Raw genomic sequence first — 14,646 nt, 5'->3', positions numbered from 1 at the left:
TTACCATGCGGCTGCTTTTTTTGCGAAGCGGACAAGGACGATCATGGAATTTTTGCTCTATTTGCTGCTGGGCGCCTGTGCAGGCGTGCTGGCCGGGCTGTTTGGGGTGGGTGGCGGGATCATCATCGTGCCGGTGTTGGTGTTCAGCTTCACTTTGCAGGGTTTTGATGCGTCGGTGCTGACCCACCTGGCCGTCGGCACTTCGCTGGCCACCATCATATTCACCTCGATCAACGCGGTGCGTGAACACCAGCGCAAAGGCGCGGTGCGCTGGCCGATTTTTGCCTGGATGACCCTGGGGATCCTGCTCGGGGCCGGCTTCGGCGCGCTGACCGCCGAGGCGATCTCCGGTCCGCACCTGCAGAAGATCATTGGTGTGTTTGCCCTGGTGATCGCCGTGCAGATGGCCCTGGAGCTCAAGCCCAAGGCCAGTCGAACGGTTCCCGGCAAGTTCGGTCTGACCGTGGCCGGTAGCGTGATTGGCTGGGCCTCGGCGATCTTCGGGATTGGTGGCGGCTCGCTGACCGTGCCATTTCTGACCTGGCGCAGTGTGCCGATGCAGCAGGCCGTGGCGACGTCGTCCGCCTGCGGGTTGCCGATCGCCTTGGCAAGTGCATTAAGTTTCATGATTCTGGGCTGGCATGATCCCCTGTTGCCCGCTCATAGTCTGGGTTTCGTTTATTTGCCGGCGCTGCTGGGCATTGCCCTGACCAGCATGGTCTTCGCCCGCTTTGGCGCGCGACTGGCCCACCGGTTGTCGCCGCGATTGCTGAAAAGGCTGTTTGCCGCTTTGCTGCTGTGCGTGGGCACCAGTTTCCTGCTCTGAGGCAGGGCACAATCCTGGCTTAATCTCGGCGTGGCAGGGTCGCGCCAGGAATTTTAGGTTTCAACTCTAACGAGGAGTCGCAATGCTGCCTTACCCGCAGATTGACCCGGTGGCCCTGGCCATTGGCCCGCTGAAAATCCACTGGTACGGCCTGATGTACCTGGTCGGCATCGGCGGTGCCTGGCTGTTGGCGTCACGCAGGTTGAACCGCTTCGATCCGACCTGGACCAAGGAAAAACTCTCCGACATGGTTTTTTGGATGTCGATGGGCGTGATCGTCGGCGGCCGCCTGGGGTATGTGCTGTTTTACGACCTGAGTGCCTACCTCGCCAACCCGACCTTGATTTTCGAGGTGTGGAAGGGCGGCATGTCGTTCCACGGTGGTTTCATCGGCGTGATGCTGGCGGCCTTGTGGTTCGGCAAAAAGAACGGCAAGTCGTTCTTCCAGCTAATGGACTTCGTCGCCCCGATGGTGCCAATCGGCCTGGGTGCCGGGCGGATCGGCAACTTCATCAACGCCGAGTTGTGGGGCAAGCCGACCGACGTGCCGTGGGCCATGGTCTTCCCGTCGTTTAGCGACCCGGCCCAGCTGGCGCGCCACCCGTCGCAGCTGTACCAGTTCGCCCTCGAAGGCGTGGCGTTGTTCGCCATCCTCTGGCTGTTCTCGCGCAAGCCGCGGCCGACCATGGCGGTCTCCGGGATGTTCGCGCTGTTCTACGGTATCTTCCGCTTTATCGTCGAGTTCTACCGCGTGCCGGACGCCCAGTTGGGCTACCTGGCGTGGAACTGGCTGACCATGGGCCAAGTATTGTGCATCCCGATGATCGTTGGCGGACTGTTCCTGATCTGGCTGGCCTATCACCGCGCACCCAAGGCACCGGCTGTCCCGGCCGCTTGACGCTTTATATTCGAAGCGCAGGGCCGCGAGCCCTGCCTTCAAGGACACAGGTAATACATGAAGCAATATCTCGATCTGGTCGCCCACGTCATCAAGAACGGCACCAAGCAAGCCAACCGCACCGGCGTCAACACCATCAGCTTCCCCGGTGCGATGCTGCGCTATGACCTGAAAGAAGGTTTTCCGGCGATCACCACCCGCAAGATGGCCTTCAAGTCGGCCATCGGCGAGATGTGCGGTTTTCTGCGCGGGGTCAACAACGCCGCCGAGTTCCGCGCCCTGGGCTGTAAGGTCTGGGACCAGAATGCCAACGAAAACGCGCAGTGGCTGGCCAACCCGTTCCGCCAGGGCGCAGACGACCTGGGCGAGATCTACGGTGTGCAATGGCGCAAGTGGCCGGCGTACAAGCAGATCCCCCTGAGCAACCCGGCCGCCATCGAGCAGACCCTGGCCCAGGGTTACCGGCAGATTGCCGAAGGCGAAGAAGACGGCCAGGCCTACGTGGTGCTGTACAAGGCCATCGACCAGGTTCGCCAGTGCGTCGATACCATCATCAAGGACCCGGGCAGCCGGCGTATCCTGTTCCACGGCTGGAACGTCGCCCAGCTCGATGAAATGGCCCTGCCGCCGTGCCACTTGCTGTACCAGTTCCACCCGAATGTCGAGACCAAAGAGATCTCTTTGACCCTCTACATCCGCTCCAACGACCTGGGCCTGGGCACGCCGTTCAACCTAACCGAAGGCGCCGCGTTGCTGAGCCTGATCGGTCGCCTGACCGGTTACACACCGCGCTGGTTCACCTATTTCATCGGCGATGCCCACGTCTACGAAAACCACCTGGACATGCTCAACGAACAGCTCAAGCGCGAGCCGTTCCCGATGCCGCACCTGAAAATCGCCGATCGTGTGCCGGAGTTCGCCAAGACCGGGGTGTACCAGCCGGAGTGGCTGGAACTGATCGAGCCGGGTGATTTCTCGCTGGAAGGTTACGAACACCACGCGCCGATGACCGCGCCAATGGCGGTCTGACAAGCAATACGCAACACCCCTGTGGGAGCGGGCTTGCCCGCGATGGGGCCGGCACAGCCAACATTTTTGGCCCCTGACCCACCGCCATCCCGGGCAAGCCCGGTCCCACAGTGTTTTGTGGTGTTCCTAGTGGCCGTGGCTGCGGCCTACGTGGGAATGTTCGACTTCCGTTGCAACCACTCCACCACTCACTTCCAAGCGCTGCAAGATCCCGCACTGTTCGATATCTGGCCCTTCGCTGCAGCGTTGGCGCAGGTCGATGAGTTGCGCCTGCAGGGCGAGCAAGCCGTCGATCCGTGCCTTGACGTGGTGGATGTGTTCGTCGATCAGCGCATTCACGCTTTCGCACTGATCCTGCGGACTGTCGCGCAGGCCCAGCAGGCTGCGGATTTCTTCGAGGGTCATGTCCAGGGTGCGGCAGTTGCGGATGAAGGTCAGGCGCTCGGCATGGGCCTGGGTGTAGACGCGGTAGTTGCCGTCGCTGCGGGCCGGTTCTGGCAGCAGGCCTTCACGCTCGTAGTAGCGGATGGTTTCGACGGCGCAATCGGTCAGTTTCGCCAGTTCTCCGATCTTCATCGCGACAATCTCCAAATGGGTGCTTGACCCTATAGTGGCTACAGGGTCTTTACTTGGCAACAGGCACCTACATGGACGCGACCTGATGAGCGATTCCCAGCACACCCACAAACCCGGTACTGCGCATGAGCACAATCATGGGGCAACACTTCAGCCGGTAAAAAAACACGACCACGCCAGCCACGCCGGCTCCTGCTGCTCCAGCGCCGCAGCGCCGGCACTGGTGCGGATCAGCGAGGCGCCCACCGACGGTGCGCGCCTGAGCCGTTTCCGCATCGAGGCCATGGACTGCCCGACGGAGCAGACGCTAATCCAGAACAAGCTCGGCAAGCTGGCCGGCGTGCAGCAACTGGAGTTCAACCTGATCAACCGGGTGCTGGGCGTGACCCACGACCTGCCGAGCACGGCGCCGATCATCGAGGCGATCAAATCCATCGGCATGCTGGCCGAGCCGATCGAAGACGGCGCGCAGGCGGATGACAGTCGCGCGGCGCCGGTGAAAAAGCCCTGGTGGCCGCTGGCGCTCTCCGGCGTCACGGCACTGGCCGCCGAAGTGATCCACTTCACCAGCGCTGCGCCGACCTGGGTGGTGGCGCTGGTCGCGCTGGTGTCGATCCTCAGCGGCGGTCTGGGCACCTACAAAAAGGGCTGGATTGCCCTGAAGAACCTCAACCTGAACATCAACGCCCTGATGAGCATCGCAGTGACTGGCGCCGTGCTGATCGGCCAGTGGCCGGAAGCGGCGATGGTGATGTTCCTGTTTACCGTGGCCGAGTTGATCGAAGCCAAATCCCTCGACCGCGCGCGCAACGCCATCAGCGGCCTGATGCAGATGACCCCGGAACAGGTCACCGTGCAGCAGCCAGACGGTTCGTGGGTCGAACGAGAGGCTAAAAGTGTCGAACTGGGTGCGTTGGTGCGGGTACGTCCGGGTGAGCGCATTGGCCTGGACGGCGAAGTAGTTGCCGGCAACTCGACCATTGACCAGGCGCCGATTACCGGGGAAAGCCTGCCAGTCGAGAAGACGCTGGGCGATAAGGTGTTTGCCGGCACCATCAACCAGGCCGGTGCGCTGGAGTACCGGGTGACCGCGGCCGCCAACAACTCGACCCTGGCGCGAATCATCCACGCCGTGGAAGAAGCCCAGGGCGCGCGTGCGCCGACCCAGCGTTTTGTCGACAGCTTCTCGAAAATCTATACCCCGGTGGTATTCGTCTTTGCCCTGGGCGTAGCGCTGATCCCACCGTTGTTCATGGGCGCGGCCTGGTTCGACTGGATTTACCGCGCGCTGGTGCTGCTGGTGGTGGCGTGCCCTTGTGCGCTGGTGATCTCCACCCCGGTAACCATCGTCAGCGGCCTGGCGGCGGCGGCGCGCAAAGGCATCCTGATCAAGGGTGGCGTGTACCTGGAGGGCGGCTACAAGCTCGACTTCCTGGCCCTGGACAAGACCGGCACCATCACCCACGGCAAGCCGGTACAAACCGACTACCTGGCACTGGACCCCACGGTCGAGAGCCGTGCCCAGGTGCTTGCCGCCAGCCTCGCCGGACGCTCCGACCACCCGGTATCGCTGGCCATCGCCAAGGCGGCTGTGGATAAACACTTGAGCCTGCTCGCTGTGGATAACTTCGCAGCCCTGGCCGGTCGCGGGGTGCGCGGCGAGATCGACGGCCAGGTCTACCACCTGGGTAATCATCGCCTGGTGGAAGAGCTGGGCTTGTGCTCGCCAGCGCTGGAAGAGCGACTCTTCGCCCTGGAAGAACAAGGCAAGACCGTGGTCCTGTTGCTTGATGCCTCGGGCCCGCTCGCCCTGTTTGCCGTCGCTGACACGGTCAAGGAGTCCAGCCGCGAGGCCATTGAGCAGTTGCACGCACTGGGGGTGAAAACCCTGATGCTGACCGGCGACAACCCGCACACGGCACGGGCGATTGCCGCCCAGGTGGGCATCGACCAGGCCCAGGGTGACTTGCTGCCGACCGACAAGCTCAAGGCGATCGAGGCCTTGTATGCCCAGGGGCACCGAGTCGGCATGGTCGGCGACGGGATCAACGACGCGCCCGCGCTGGCCCGGGCGGAGATCGGTTTTGCCATGGCGGCGGCCGGTACCGATACCGCCATCGAGACCGCTGATGTCGCCTTGATGGACGACGATCTGCGCAAGATTCCTGCGTTTATCCGCCTGTCTCGCCAGACTTCCCATATCCTCACGCAAAATATCGCCCTGGCCCTGGTCATCAAGGCGATCTTTCTTGGGGTAACCTTCTTCGGGCTGGCCACTATGTGGATGGCAGTGTTTGCCGACATGGGCGTGGCCCTGCTGGTGGTGTTCAACGGTCTGCGCCTGCTGCGCAAATAAATCAAGAGAGGCTGATGTGCTGAGTGCCGAGCTGAAGGCTTTTTACATGGTCGCGCGTTTGGGCAGTATTACCCTGGCGGCGAAAAAGCTCGGCCTGAGCCAACCTACGGTGACCACCCAGATTCGCCACCTGGAGAGCCAGTATTCGGTCGAGTTGTTCTACCGCGGCGGGCGCCGCCTGACCGTCAGCGAGGAGGGCGCGCGCCTGCTGCCCATGGTCAAGACGCTGCTGCAGCAGGAAGCCGACATCGAGTTTTTCCTGCGCAACAGTGGTCAGGTCCAGGGTGCATTGCGCATCGCGGCGACTGCGCCGTACTACATCCTCGACTTGGTGAAAACCTTCCGCGAGCGGCTGCCCCAGGTGGACGTCTCGGTGGAAATCGGCAACTCCCAGCAGGTTCTCGAAGCGTTGGAGGAGTACCGGGTGGACCTGGCCGCGTCCTCGCAACTGGTGGAAGACGCCCGCCTGATCCGCCGGGTGCTGGGCACCGACCCATTGGTGCTGGCCGTGCACCGCAACCATCCGCTGGCGGTGCACGATCACGTGCCGCTGAGCGCCTTGGCCGGGCATACCTTGTTAATGCGCGAGAGCGGCTCGACCACCCGCCGCCTGACCGAAGAATTGCTCGCCAGTGCCGGGGTGAGTTTTGGCCCCCTGCTGGAAATCGGCAGCCGCGAATCGATTCGTGAGGCGGTGCTGCGCAATATCGGCATCAGCATCATCGCCCGCCAGGAAGTGCCCCATGACCCGCAACTACGGGTGTTGAGCATCGAGAACGCGCCGCAGATCGCGGAATACCTGTATTGCCTCAAGGAGCGCAAGAACGCGCGGTTGCCGGCGGCGTTTCTTGGCTTGGCGCAGGAGATGGCCCCGGCCTGATTTTGTTTGTGCCGGTACTGCCCGAGCGTTCGGCCCCTCGCTCAGCCTGCTAGCGATGGCTGACTCACTTGAACCAAAATCCCCCAATACCACTATCAGTGGTTTTTGCCTCACTGCCACACGAACTACGCATTCGCTCCCTAGGATGGCCGACATCTGCTTGATGAGGTCCGTCCATGAACCACTCGAATGCAACTGCCCAGGTATTTCCCGGCACCCCGATGAAGGTGCGCGGTATCGAGAAGCGCTTCGGCGCATTCACCGCGCTGGATAACGTGTCGCTGGACGTGCAGGCCGGTGAGCTGGTGTGCCTGCTCGGTCCCTCGGGCTGCGGCAAGACCACCTTGTTGCGCTGCATTGCCGGCCTCGAGCGCCAGGATAGCGGCGAGTTGTACCTGGGTGATCGTGACGTATCCCTACTGGCCCCACAGGCGCGGGACTACGGGATTCTGTTCCAGTCCTACGCGCTGTTCCCCAACCTCAGCGTCGAAGCCAACATTGCCTACGGCCTGGCCGGCAGTGGCCGCGAGCAAGTGCGTCAGCGTGTGGCGCAGATGCTTGAGCTGGTGGGCCTGACCGGCAGCGAAAAGAAATACCCCGGCCAGTTGTCTGGCGGCCAGCAACAGCGCGTGGCGCTGGCTCGGGCCCTGGCGCCGGCACCTTCACTGTTGCTGCTGGACGAGCCGATGTCGGCCCTCGATGCCCGGGTTCGCGAGCATCTGTGCACTGAGTTGCGCCAGCTGCAGCGCAGCCTGGGCATCACCACCCTGATGGTGACCCACAACCAGGACGAGGCCATGCTGATGGCCGACCGCATTGCCGTGATGAACAACGGCAAGGTCGAGCAGTACGCCACCCCGCAGGAAATCTATAACCGCCCGGCTACCCCATTCGTTGCCGAGTTCGTCGGCCAGGGCAACTGGTTGCCGTTCCAGCGCAGCAGTGACAGCCACGCCCAGGTCGGCGGGATGCCCGTGCGCCTGGCCGATAACAGCGGCAAGGCAGCGTCCGGCCGGCTCTTCTGTCGCCCGGAAGCCGTCAGCGTCAACCCGCTGGTGCATGAGGAAAACCTGTTCCCGGCCAAGGTGCGCGAGATCACCTTCCTGGGCAATCGCTGCCGCATGAGCTTTGAGCTCAACCATCTTCCGGGCCATGCGTTGCTCGCCGAACTGGCGCCCGAAGCCATGCAGCGCCTCGGTGCCCAGGACATCATGGTCGCCCTGCCTCCGCGCAGCCTGCAGGTGTTTGCCTGATGAGCGCGCAGATGGCCCTGCCGATTCCGCACAAGCAGGTTCGGCAGACTTCCCGGGCCCAGATCGGCGATCGGATTTTTGTGCTCGGCGGCAAGGTCCTGCTCCTGTGCCTGCTCAGCGTCGCGGTGTTGATGCCGTTGCTGGCGATCTTCTGGCGCGGCTTCAGCAACGATGCCGGGCAGGGCGGTGGCCTGGTCGCCGCCCGCGAGCTGCTGACCAGCGCCAACTTTCACTGGTTGCTCGGTAACAGCTTGAAAGTGTCCCTCAGCGTCGCGGCCATCGTGGTCCCGCTGGCCTACCTGTTTGCCTACGCCCTGCAACGCACGTTGATTCCCGGCAAGCCTGTCTGGCGCGGCCTGTCGCTGCTGCCGCTGATGGCGCCGTCGATGCTGCCGGGTATTGCGCTGGTCTACCTGTTCGGTAACCAGGGCCTGTTGCGGGGGCTGCTGTCGGACAATATCTACGGTTTTTGGGGCATCGTGCTGGGCGAGGTGATCTACACCTTTCCCCATGCCTTGATGATCCTGCTGTCGGCGCTGTCCCTGGCGGATGCGCGGCTGTTCGACGCTGCTTCGAGCATGGGCGCCAGTCCGTCCAGGGCCTTTCGCAGCATCACCTGGCCGGCGACCCGCCAGGCCGTTTTCGCCGCGTTCTGCCTGGTGTTCACCCTGACCATCACCGACTTCGGCGTACCGGTGGTGGTCGGTGGCGACTATCAGGTGTTGGCGCTGGAAGCCTACAAGGCGGTGGTCGGTCAGCAGCAATTCGGTCGCGGTGCGCTGATCGGTATGGTCCTGTTGGTGCCGGCACTGCTCAGCTTTGCGGTCGATGCCTGGTTGCGTCGCCGCCATGGCGACTCCATGAGCGGCCGGGCGCAAGTCTTCCAACCGGCGCCTTCGCGGCTGCGTGATGGCTGTTACCTGGGCATCGTGCTGGTGATCTGCGCTGTGCTGTTACTGGTGTTCGGCATGGCGGTGTACTCCTCGCTGGTGAAATTCTGGCCGTACAACCTGTCGTTGTCGCTCAAGCACTATCAGTTTGGCGACACCGCCGGTGGTGGCTGGCTGGCCTACGGCAATAGCGTGAAGATGGCCCTGTGCACGGCGTTGATCGGCAGCGGGCTGATTTTCACCGGCGCCTACCTGATGGAAAAAACCCGTGGCCAGCGTGGCCTGAACCTGGCGCTGCGCATGCTCAGCTTCGTGCCGATGGCGGTGCCGGGCTTGGTCCTGGGCCTGGGCTACGTATTCTTCTTCAACCTCAACGGCAACCCGCTGCATGTGTTCTACGGCACCATGACCCTGCTGGTGGTATGCACCATTGCGCACTACCTGACCACCGCCCAAATGACCGCCACTACCGCGCTGCGCCAACTCGACGCCGAGTTCGAAGCTGCCGCGCTGTCGCTCAAGGCGCCGCTGTACCGCCACTACCTGCGCGTCACCGTGCCGATCTGCCTGCCGGCGTTGCTGGACATCGTGCGCTACCTGTTCGTCTCGGCCATGACCACCGTCTCGGCGGCAATCTTCCTTTACAGCCCCGACACCATCCTTGCGGCGGTGGCGGTGCTGAACATGGATGACGCCGGCAACGTCGGCGGCGCGGCCGCCATGTCGACCCTGATCCTGTTCACCTCGGCGGGCGTGTCCTTGCTCCTGGCCTGGGCTTCGCGCGGTTTGCTGCGGCGCTCCCAGGCCTGGCGCCAGACCGCGCCCGGCAACTGAATCGACCCAACCCACAACCCTCTGATCCGCACCTGAAAGGAACCGCACCATGTTCAAGCCCTTGGCTCTAGCCGCTGCTGTCCTCACTGCTTTCAGCATGAACGCCTTCGCGGCGAAAACCGAACTGACTGTCTACACCGCACTGGAAGCCGAACAGCTGAAAACCTACAAGCAGGCGTTCGAAGCGGCCAACCCGGATGTCGAGATCAAGTGGGTACGTGACTCCACCGGCATCATCACCGCCAAGCTGCTGGCGGAAAAAGCCCGTCCGCAGGCGGATGCAGTCTGGGGCCTGGCGGCGTCGAGCCTGGCGATCCTCGATCAGCAAGGCATGCTGCAAAGCTACGCGCCGAAGGAGCTGGGCAAGATCGGCGGCAACTACCGCGATGCCGCCAACCCGCCAGCCTGGGTGGGCATGGACGTGTGGGCCGCGACCATCTGCTTCAACACCGTGGAAGCCGAGAAGCAGGGCCTGAGCAAGCCGGTGAGCTGGCAGGACCTGACCAAGCCTGAATACAAAGGCAAGATCGTCATGCCCAACCCGGCGTCCTCGGGTACCGGTTTCCTTGACGTCAGCGCCTGGCTGCAGACCTTTGGCGAGAAGCAGGGCTGGCAGTACATGGACGACCTGCACCAGAACATTGGCCAGTACGTTCACTCCGGCTCCAAGCCCTGCAAGCTGGCGGCGGCCGGGGAATTCCCGATCGGCATTTCCTTCGAATACCCGGCCGTGCAGTTGAAGCGCCAGGGCGCACCGCTGGACATCGTCCTGCCGAAAGAGGGCCTGGGCTGGGAAATCGAAGCCACCGCGGTCATCAAGGGCACGCCCCATGAAGAGGCTGCGAAGAAACTCGCCGACTTCTCCGCAAGCACCGCGGCAATGGAGCTGTACAAGGAAAACTTCGCCGTGCTCGCCCAGCCTGGCATCGCCAAGCCGCAGACCGAACTGCCGGCCGACTACGAGCAGCGCCTGATCAAGAACGACTTCGCCTGGGCCTCGAAAAACCGCGATGAGATCCTGACCGAGTGGCGCAAGCGGTATGACGGCAAGTCCGAGAAAGTGGCAGCCAAGTAAGCTCTCTATTGGCTGAGGGGCCCTATCGCGGGCAAGCGGAGCGCCGCCCCGCTTGCCCGCGAAGGCGGCTTTGAATTCAGGACATCTTTTAATGACACAACACAACGACCTGCTGATCGTCGGCGCCGGCATTCTCGGTTTGTCTCACGCCTATGCCGCCGCCAAACGTGGCCTCAAGGTCAGGGTCTTCGAGCGCAGCGCCACGCCTTTGGGCGCCTCGGTGCGCAACTTTGGCCAGGCCCTGGTCACCGGCCAGCCTCCCGGCCAGATGCTCGAGCTGGCCAAGGCCAGTCGCGAGATCTGGGGCCAATGGGCACAGCTCGCCGGTTTGCAGCTCAAGCGCAACGGCTCCTATTTGTTTGCCCGCACCGAAGCTGAAGAGCAGCTGTTATCAGCCTTCTGCGAAGGCCGCGCGATCGAGCACGGTTACCGCGTCGAACTGCTGCGCGGCGCGGCATTGCGTGACCTGTATGGCGGCCAGTTCAGCCATCATCGCGCGGCGTTGCATGGCCTGGACGATCAGCAACTGTATTCCCGCGAGGCCATCCCGGCCTTGATCGACTACCTGCGTCGGGAGTTGGCGGTCGAGTTCCACTTCTCGACCCTAGTGCGCGACGTCGAACCCGGGCGGGTGCACAGCACTGCGGGCAGCTTCAGTGGCGAGCAGATCATTGTCTGCTCCGGTCACGACTATCAAACCCTGCTGGCCGAGCCCATTGCCGCGCTCAAGCCACAGGTCTGTCGCTTGCAAATGCTCCGCGCCCGGCCGCTGATCGACCTCAACTTGCAACACGCCTTGCTCACCGGATTGAGCTGCGTGCACTACGGCGCTTTCGCCGACTTGCCGCAAGCGCAGGCCGTGCAGGCGCAGATTCTGCGTGAGACCCCGCACCTGCATGAACAGGGCATTCACCTGTTGATCAGCCCGACGCCCCATGGCGAACTGATCATCGGCGACTCCCACCATTACGGCAGCGATCCGTCGCCGTTCAATGCCGAGCAGGTGGATGACTGGATGCTCGAACTGGCCGAGCAGACCCTGGGTTGCAAGGTGCAGGTGGTCGAGCGCTGGCAGGGCGTCTATGGTGCTCAAGGGCCTACGCCCTTTTCGTTTCTGCAGGCCGCACCCGGCGTGCATGCGGCGTTGATGCACACCGGTGTGGGCATGAGTGTCGGGCCGGCGATGGCCGAACGTAATCTCAAGGCGATATTGGGGGAGCACTGATGGATCGCAATGAGCAGGTGATTGCCGAGGTGTTCGGCTTGTACGAGCGCTTCGGTGCCAGTGACTACATCGGCGAGCCGGTGTCGCAGATCGAGCACATGTCCCAGGCTGCCGAACTGGCCATGGCCGAGGGCTTCGACGATGAAGTAGTGCTGGCGGCGTTCTTCCACGATATCGGGCACATCTGCACCGAGAATGCCGAGAACATGGGCGGCTTCGGGGTAGTCAGCCACGAACGCCTCGGCGCCGACTACCTGCGTCGCCTGGGTTTTGGCGAGCGCATGGCGCGGCTGGTGGAGTATCACGTGCAAGCCAAGCGTTACCTGACGCTGACTGAGCCTGGGTACTACGAGCGCCTGAGCGAAGCCAGCCGTCGCACGCTGGAATATCAGGGCGGGGTGATGACACCCGCCGAAGCCGAAGCGTTCAAGCAGGACCCACTGTGCGCTGTCAGTTTGCGCATGCGCCAGTGGGATGAGCAGGCGAAGGAGATGCGGGTGCCGGTGATCGACCTGGACATGCTGAAAGAGAAGGCGTTGCAGTTGCTGAGCGCTGCGTGACCGTTCGCAAAGCAATTATGTGGCTGGTCGAAATCCTCTGCGAAAGTGAACCAGCTCGGGTCTTGGTAGGTGCATCCGGTGGCACTTGTTTTGTGCATTGGAGAACTGAGTGCTGTCTAAACCAGTTATCGTAAGAGGGGGGCATTCTGTTCTAGTACTTGTTCGGCAACGCTCCCATAGAATTCCCGGGTGATACTGAAGAACTGGCTTAGCCTTCCGCCAGTGGGGATAAGGTCAATACCCGCGAGGCAATGTAGATCCATTGTCTGATCAATATGCTCATCGAAAAGCTCTTCTAACTCGTCCCACCAGCGCTTACGCAAATCTTGAAGGTAGGAGCTATTCAGATTGAGCAAATCGATTGTGTATCGAGCCCGCTCTTCTTCCTGGCTCGACAATCCGTCAGCAGGGACTACACGCCCATCGGACAAATAGGCAAAAAAATGCTTACAGTCGGGTTGATGACACGAGACGAAGCGGCCCATGTCGACCCCGCTAGATTTGCCAAGCGCGTGCCCGCCGAAAAGTTCAGCTCGTTGCGCCTTGAACGCCTGCAGATCACTCACACTATCCAGTGCACTAGCTGCCAAATTGTCGTAAGCAAAGGTTCGTTGAGGATGCTGGCTCTTGTTTTCGACATGCTCTATGTGAAAGCCCAGTCCAGCCCGGTCAGGCCGGATTTCACTATAGCAGCACAGCCCGTATTGCTCTTCTAGCAGATGGTCCAGAACTTGGCTCTTATAGCCAAAGCTACTCCAACGAGTGGTTGCCGCATCGCTGGTTGTTGGCGGACTAGCATGTGAGTTGTTCAGCTGAAAAGGGCCGTATCCACGCTTAATAACAGACCTCATCCCTTCAACGCCTGTTGTCGTCTAATGCTGCGTTGAAGTCGTTGCAACTGAGGGTGCTGTTCGCCAAGCGTTGCGATCAGTCTCTGCATCAGGTCGATTACTGGTTGTTCTTCATACCGACCCTTGTCCACCCACTCTGTGAGTCTTAATAAATCGGGCTTTTCATCAACTGGCGGCTGCGGATCGACTTGCATCACACTGTGGAGAACGCTGTTGCTCGGCTCGCCGTAGGTCATGGCAAGGGGTTGGGAAGCGACCATTTGGCCGTGGGCATCTTTGCCAATCACCCTGATATTTTCACGCCGTACGGTGCTAAGAACCTGGGGACTATGCGTCGTTACAATGAATTGCATCGCGGGGAAAGCGGCCCGCAACCCCCCTATTATTGTTTGTTGCCAGTATGGGTGCAGAAACATATCCACTTCATCTATCAAGGCAATGCCAGGGGTTTCAAGCGCTGCTCGCTCACCGAGGTGTGGGTTGAGTTTGCATGCACGAAACGCGAGATCGGCAACCATGGCAATTGTGTTGCGCAGTCCATCGCTGAGCATGTCTACGGACAACACTCCATGCTCGGGGTGGTGCATGACCAATTGCTGGTGATGACTCTCACTGTACTCAAGGCTGTGCCAACCAGTCGGCGCCTTTATTAGTAGATCAATGGCATGTTTGATGGCCGTGATGACCCGCTCGAAGCGTTGTCCTGTATCGGACAATTTCGTACTGCGCTCCAGAGCAATTAGTTGTGCCTCACGATAGCTGCGATAGATCCAGCCGTACCAAGCGGTGAAGGTTTTGAAGCTGGACGAATAGGATAGGCAATTCAGGTATCCGGACGTTCGGGAGTACTCGCTTCTGTCGAGAGTGGTTTGGGCCGCAACAGAGGTGAAGCGGCCCTCGAACCAGAGTCGGGAAGTCCCTAAGTAGGTAACCATTGGCAGCGTTACATTGGTATCACCACGCACCTGTTCTTGCAGAGACTTACCATAGGACGTAAGGGCTTTGCTCCCTGTATCGCCGATGGTATTGGTACCCTTTTTCAGTCTCACGCGCTGCTGTAACCAATTGTTCGGCTCATTCATGTCCGCCCATGCTCCATAGGCTTCAATAGTGCTCGGCGTTTGAGGCTCCATGTTGCCAGTACTGAACTGAGTGAGACGCACATCTTCTATCTGAATAGTGGCAGATTTTCCAGTCTGACTGCCCAGGTCGAAGCCTTTGATGAATGGCCATAGTGCGACTCGGGCAGCATCTAGAATGGTAGTTTTACCGCCACCGTTGGAAGCAATTAGGATGGTCAGATGCGGATCGAAGTCGATCTCGAACTGTTCGAAGCAGCGATAGTTTTTTACTCGCAACTTGTCGAGCCTCACAGTATTTTCTCCGATTTCGT

13 protein-coding genes are annotated in these 14,646 nt (G+C 61.4%); 10 read left to right on the top strand and 3 right to left on the bottom strand.

All coding sequences use genetic code 11. From position 1 onward, the window contains the following. The first annotated feature begins 43 nt into the window (after positions 1-43). The 3 genes from PspS04_RS26075 to PspS04_RS26065 all read left to right on the top strand — a co-directional run bounded on the left by PspS04_RS26075 (position 44) and on the right by PspS04_RS26065 (position 2,753). Positions 44-826 carry a sulfite exporter TauE/SafE family protein gene (locus tag PspS04_RS26075; RefSeq protein WP_095164642.1) on the top strand — a complete coding sequence of 261 codons (783 nt, stop codon included), beginning with the start codon at positions 44-46 and terminating at the stop codon, positions 824-826. Positions 827-908: 82 nt separating this feature from the next. Beyond that, complete coding sequence (lgt, locus tag PspS04_RS26070; RefSeq protein ID WP_159998460.1) at positions 909-1,724, top strand: prolipoprotein diacylglyceryl transferase; 816 nt, start codon at positions 909-911, stop codon at positions 1,722-1,724. Between the two features lie 57 nt (positions 1,725-1,781). Further along, on the top strand, positions 1,782-2,753 hold the full coding sequence (locus PspS04_RS26065) for a thymidylate synthase (protein WP_095164639.1): 972 nt from the start codon (positions 1,782-1,784) through the stop codon (positions 2,751-2,753). A 126-nt stretch (positions 2,754-2,879) separates the two neighbouring features. On the opposite strand, the gene cadR is transcribed toward PspS04_RS26065, so the two are convergent. Continuing rightward, positions 2,880-3,329, bottom strand: a complete 450-nt coding sequence (gene cadR, locus PspS04_RS26060; RefSeq protein ID WP_095164637.1) for a Cd(II)/Pb(II)-responsive transcriptional regulator — start codon at positions 3,327-3,329, stop codon at positions 2,880-2,882. 85 nt (positions 3,330-3,414) lie between these two features. Here cadR and PspS04_RS26055 point away from each other — a divergent pair, with 85 nt between their 5' ends. The 7 genes from PspS04_RS26055 to PspS04_RS26025 all read left to right on the top strand — a co-directional run bounded on the left by PspS04_RS26055 (position 3,415) and on the right by PspS04_RS26025 (position 12,402). After that, positions 3,415-5,685 carry a heavy metal translocating P-type ATPase gene (locus PspS04_RS26055; RefSeq protein ID WP_159998458.1) on the top strand — a complete coding sequence of 757 codons (2,271 nt, stop codon included), beginning with the start codon at positions 3,415-3,417 and terminating at the stop codon, positions 5,683-5,685. A 16-nt stretch (positions 5,686-5,701) separates the two neighbouring features. Beyond that, positions 5,702-6,565 carry a LysR family transcriptional regulator gene (locus PspS04_RS26050; RefSeq protein WP_095164633.1) on the top strand — a complete coding sequence of 288 codons (864 nt, stop codon included), beginning with the start codon at positions 5,702-5,704 and terminating at the stop codon, positions 6,563-6,565. 176 nt (positions 6,566-6,741) lie between these two features. Then, a complete protein-coding gene (locus PspS04_RS26045) occupies positions 6,742-7,818 on the top strand; it encodes a putative 2-aminoethylphosphonate ABC transporter ATP-binding protein (protein ID WP_159998456.1) in 1,077 nt (358 codons plus the stop codon). Further along, on the top strand, positions 7,818-9,542 hold the full coding sequence (locus PspS04_RS26040) for a putative 2-aminoethylphosphonate ABC transporter permease subunit (protein ID WP_159998454.1): 1,725 nt from the start codon (positions 7,818-7,820) through the stop codon (positions 9,540-9,542). The genes PspS04_RS26045 and PspS04_RS26040 overlap by 1 nt, the downstream gene beginning before the upstream one ends. A gap of 49 nt (positions 9,543-9,591) precedes the next feature. Further along, on the top strand, positions 9,592-10,617 hold the full coding sequence (locus PspS04_RS26035) for a putative 2-aminoethylphosphonate ABC transporter substrate-binding protein (protein ID WP_159998452.1): 1,026 nt from the start codon (positions 9,592-9,594) through the stop codon (positions 10,615-10,617). Between the two features lie 91 nt (positions 10,618-10,708). Further along, positions 10,709-11,842 carry a TIGR03364 family FAD-dependent oxidoreductase gene (locus PspS04_RS26030; RefSeq protein ID WP_159998450.1) on the top strand — a complete coding sequence of 378 codons (1,134 nt, stop codon included), beginning with the start codon at positions 10,709-10,711 and terminating at the stop codon, positions 11,840-11,842. Continuing rightward, positions 11,842-12,402 (top strand): phosphonate degradation HD-domain oxygenase, encoded by a 561-nt coding sequence (locus tag PspS04_RS26025; protein WP_159998448.1) that lies wholly within the window; start codon positions 11,842-11,844, stop codon positions 12,400-12,402. Before PspS04_RS26030 ends, PspS04_RS26025 begins: the two co-directional genes overlap by 1 nt. 125 nt (positions 12,403-12,527) lie before the next feature. On the opposite strand, the gene PspS04_RS26020 is transcribed toward PspS04_RS26025, so the two are convergent. Next, a complete protein-coding gene (locus tag PspS04_RS26020; protein WP_159998446.1) occupies positions 12,528-13,253 on the bottom strand; it encodes a retron system putative HNH endonuclease in 726 nt (241 codons plus the stop codon). Beyond that, positions 13,250-14,626 (bottom strand): AAA family ATPase, encoded by a 1,377-nt coding sequence (locus PspS04_RS26015; protein WP_159998444.1) that lies wholly within the window; start codon positions 14,624-14,626, stop codon positions 13,250-13,252. The genes PspS04_RS26020 and PspS04_RS26015 overlap by 4 nt, the downstream gene beginning before the upstream one ends. Positions 14,627-14,646 lie beyond the last annotated feature (20 nt).

It is taken from the genome of Pseudomonas sp. S04 (assembly GCF_009834545.1).
In the GTDB taxonomy this organism is placed as follows: Bacteria; Pseudomonadota; Gammaproteobacteria; order Pseudomonadales; family Pseudomonadaceae; genus Aquipseudomonas.
This window is presented reverse-complemented; position numbering and strand designations above follow the sequence as displayed.

What these genes read in the sequence shown, in the direction of transcription:
- PspS04_RS26055 (WP_159998458.1), top strand. Translation starts at nt 3,415, where the DNA reads ATGAGCGATTCCCAGCACACCCACAAACCCGGTACTGCGCATGAGCAC.
- lgt (WP_159998460.1), top strand. Translation starts at nt 909, where the DNA reads ATGCTGCCTTACCCGCAGATTGACCCGGTGGCCCTGGCCATTGGCCCG.
- PspS04_RS26030 (WP_159998450.1), top strand. Translation starts at nt 10,709, where the DNA reads ATGACACAACACAACGACCTGCTGATCGTCGGCGCCGGCATTCTCGGT.
- cadR (WP_095164637.1), bottom strand. Translation starts at nt 3,329, where the DNA reads ATGAAGATCGGAGAACTGGCGAAACTGACCGATTGCGCCGTCGAAACC.
- PspS04_RS26045 (WP_159998456.1), top strand. Translation starts at nt 6,742, where the DNA reads ATGAACCACTCGAATGCAACTGCCCAGGTATTTCCCGGCACCCCGATG.
- PspS04_RS26065 (WP_095164639.1), top strand. Translation starts at nt 1,782, where the DNA reads ATGAAGCAATATCTCGATCTGGTCGCCCACGTCATCAAGAACGGCACC.
- PspS04_RS26040 (WP_159998454.1), top strand. Translation starts at nt 7,818, where the DNA reads ATGAGCGCGCAGATGGCCCTGCCGATTCCGCACAAGCAGGTTCGGCAG.
- PspS04_RS26020 (WP_159998446.1), bottom strand. Translation starts at nt 13,253, where the DNA reads ATGAGGTCTGTTATTAAGCGTGGATACGGCCCTTTTCAGCTGAACAAC.
- PspS04_RS26075 (WP_095164642.1), top strand. Translation starts at nt 44, where the DNA reads ATGGAATTTTTGCTCTATTTGCTGCTGGGCGCCTGTGCAGGCGTGCTG.
- PspS04_RS26035 (WP_159998452.1), top strand. Translation starts at nt 9,592, where the DNA reads ATGTTCAAGCCCTTGGCTCTAGCCGCTGCTGTCCTCACTGCTTTCAGC.
- PspS04_RS26025 (WP_159998448.1), top strand. Translation starts at nt 11,842, where the DNA reads ATGGATCGCAATGAGCAGGTGATTGCCGAGGTGTTCGGCTTGTACGAG.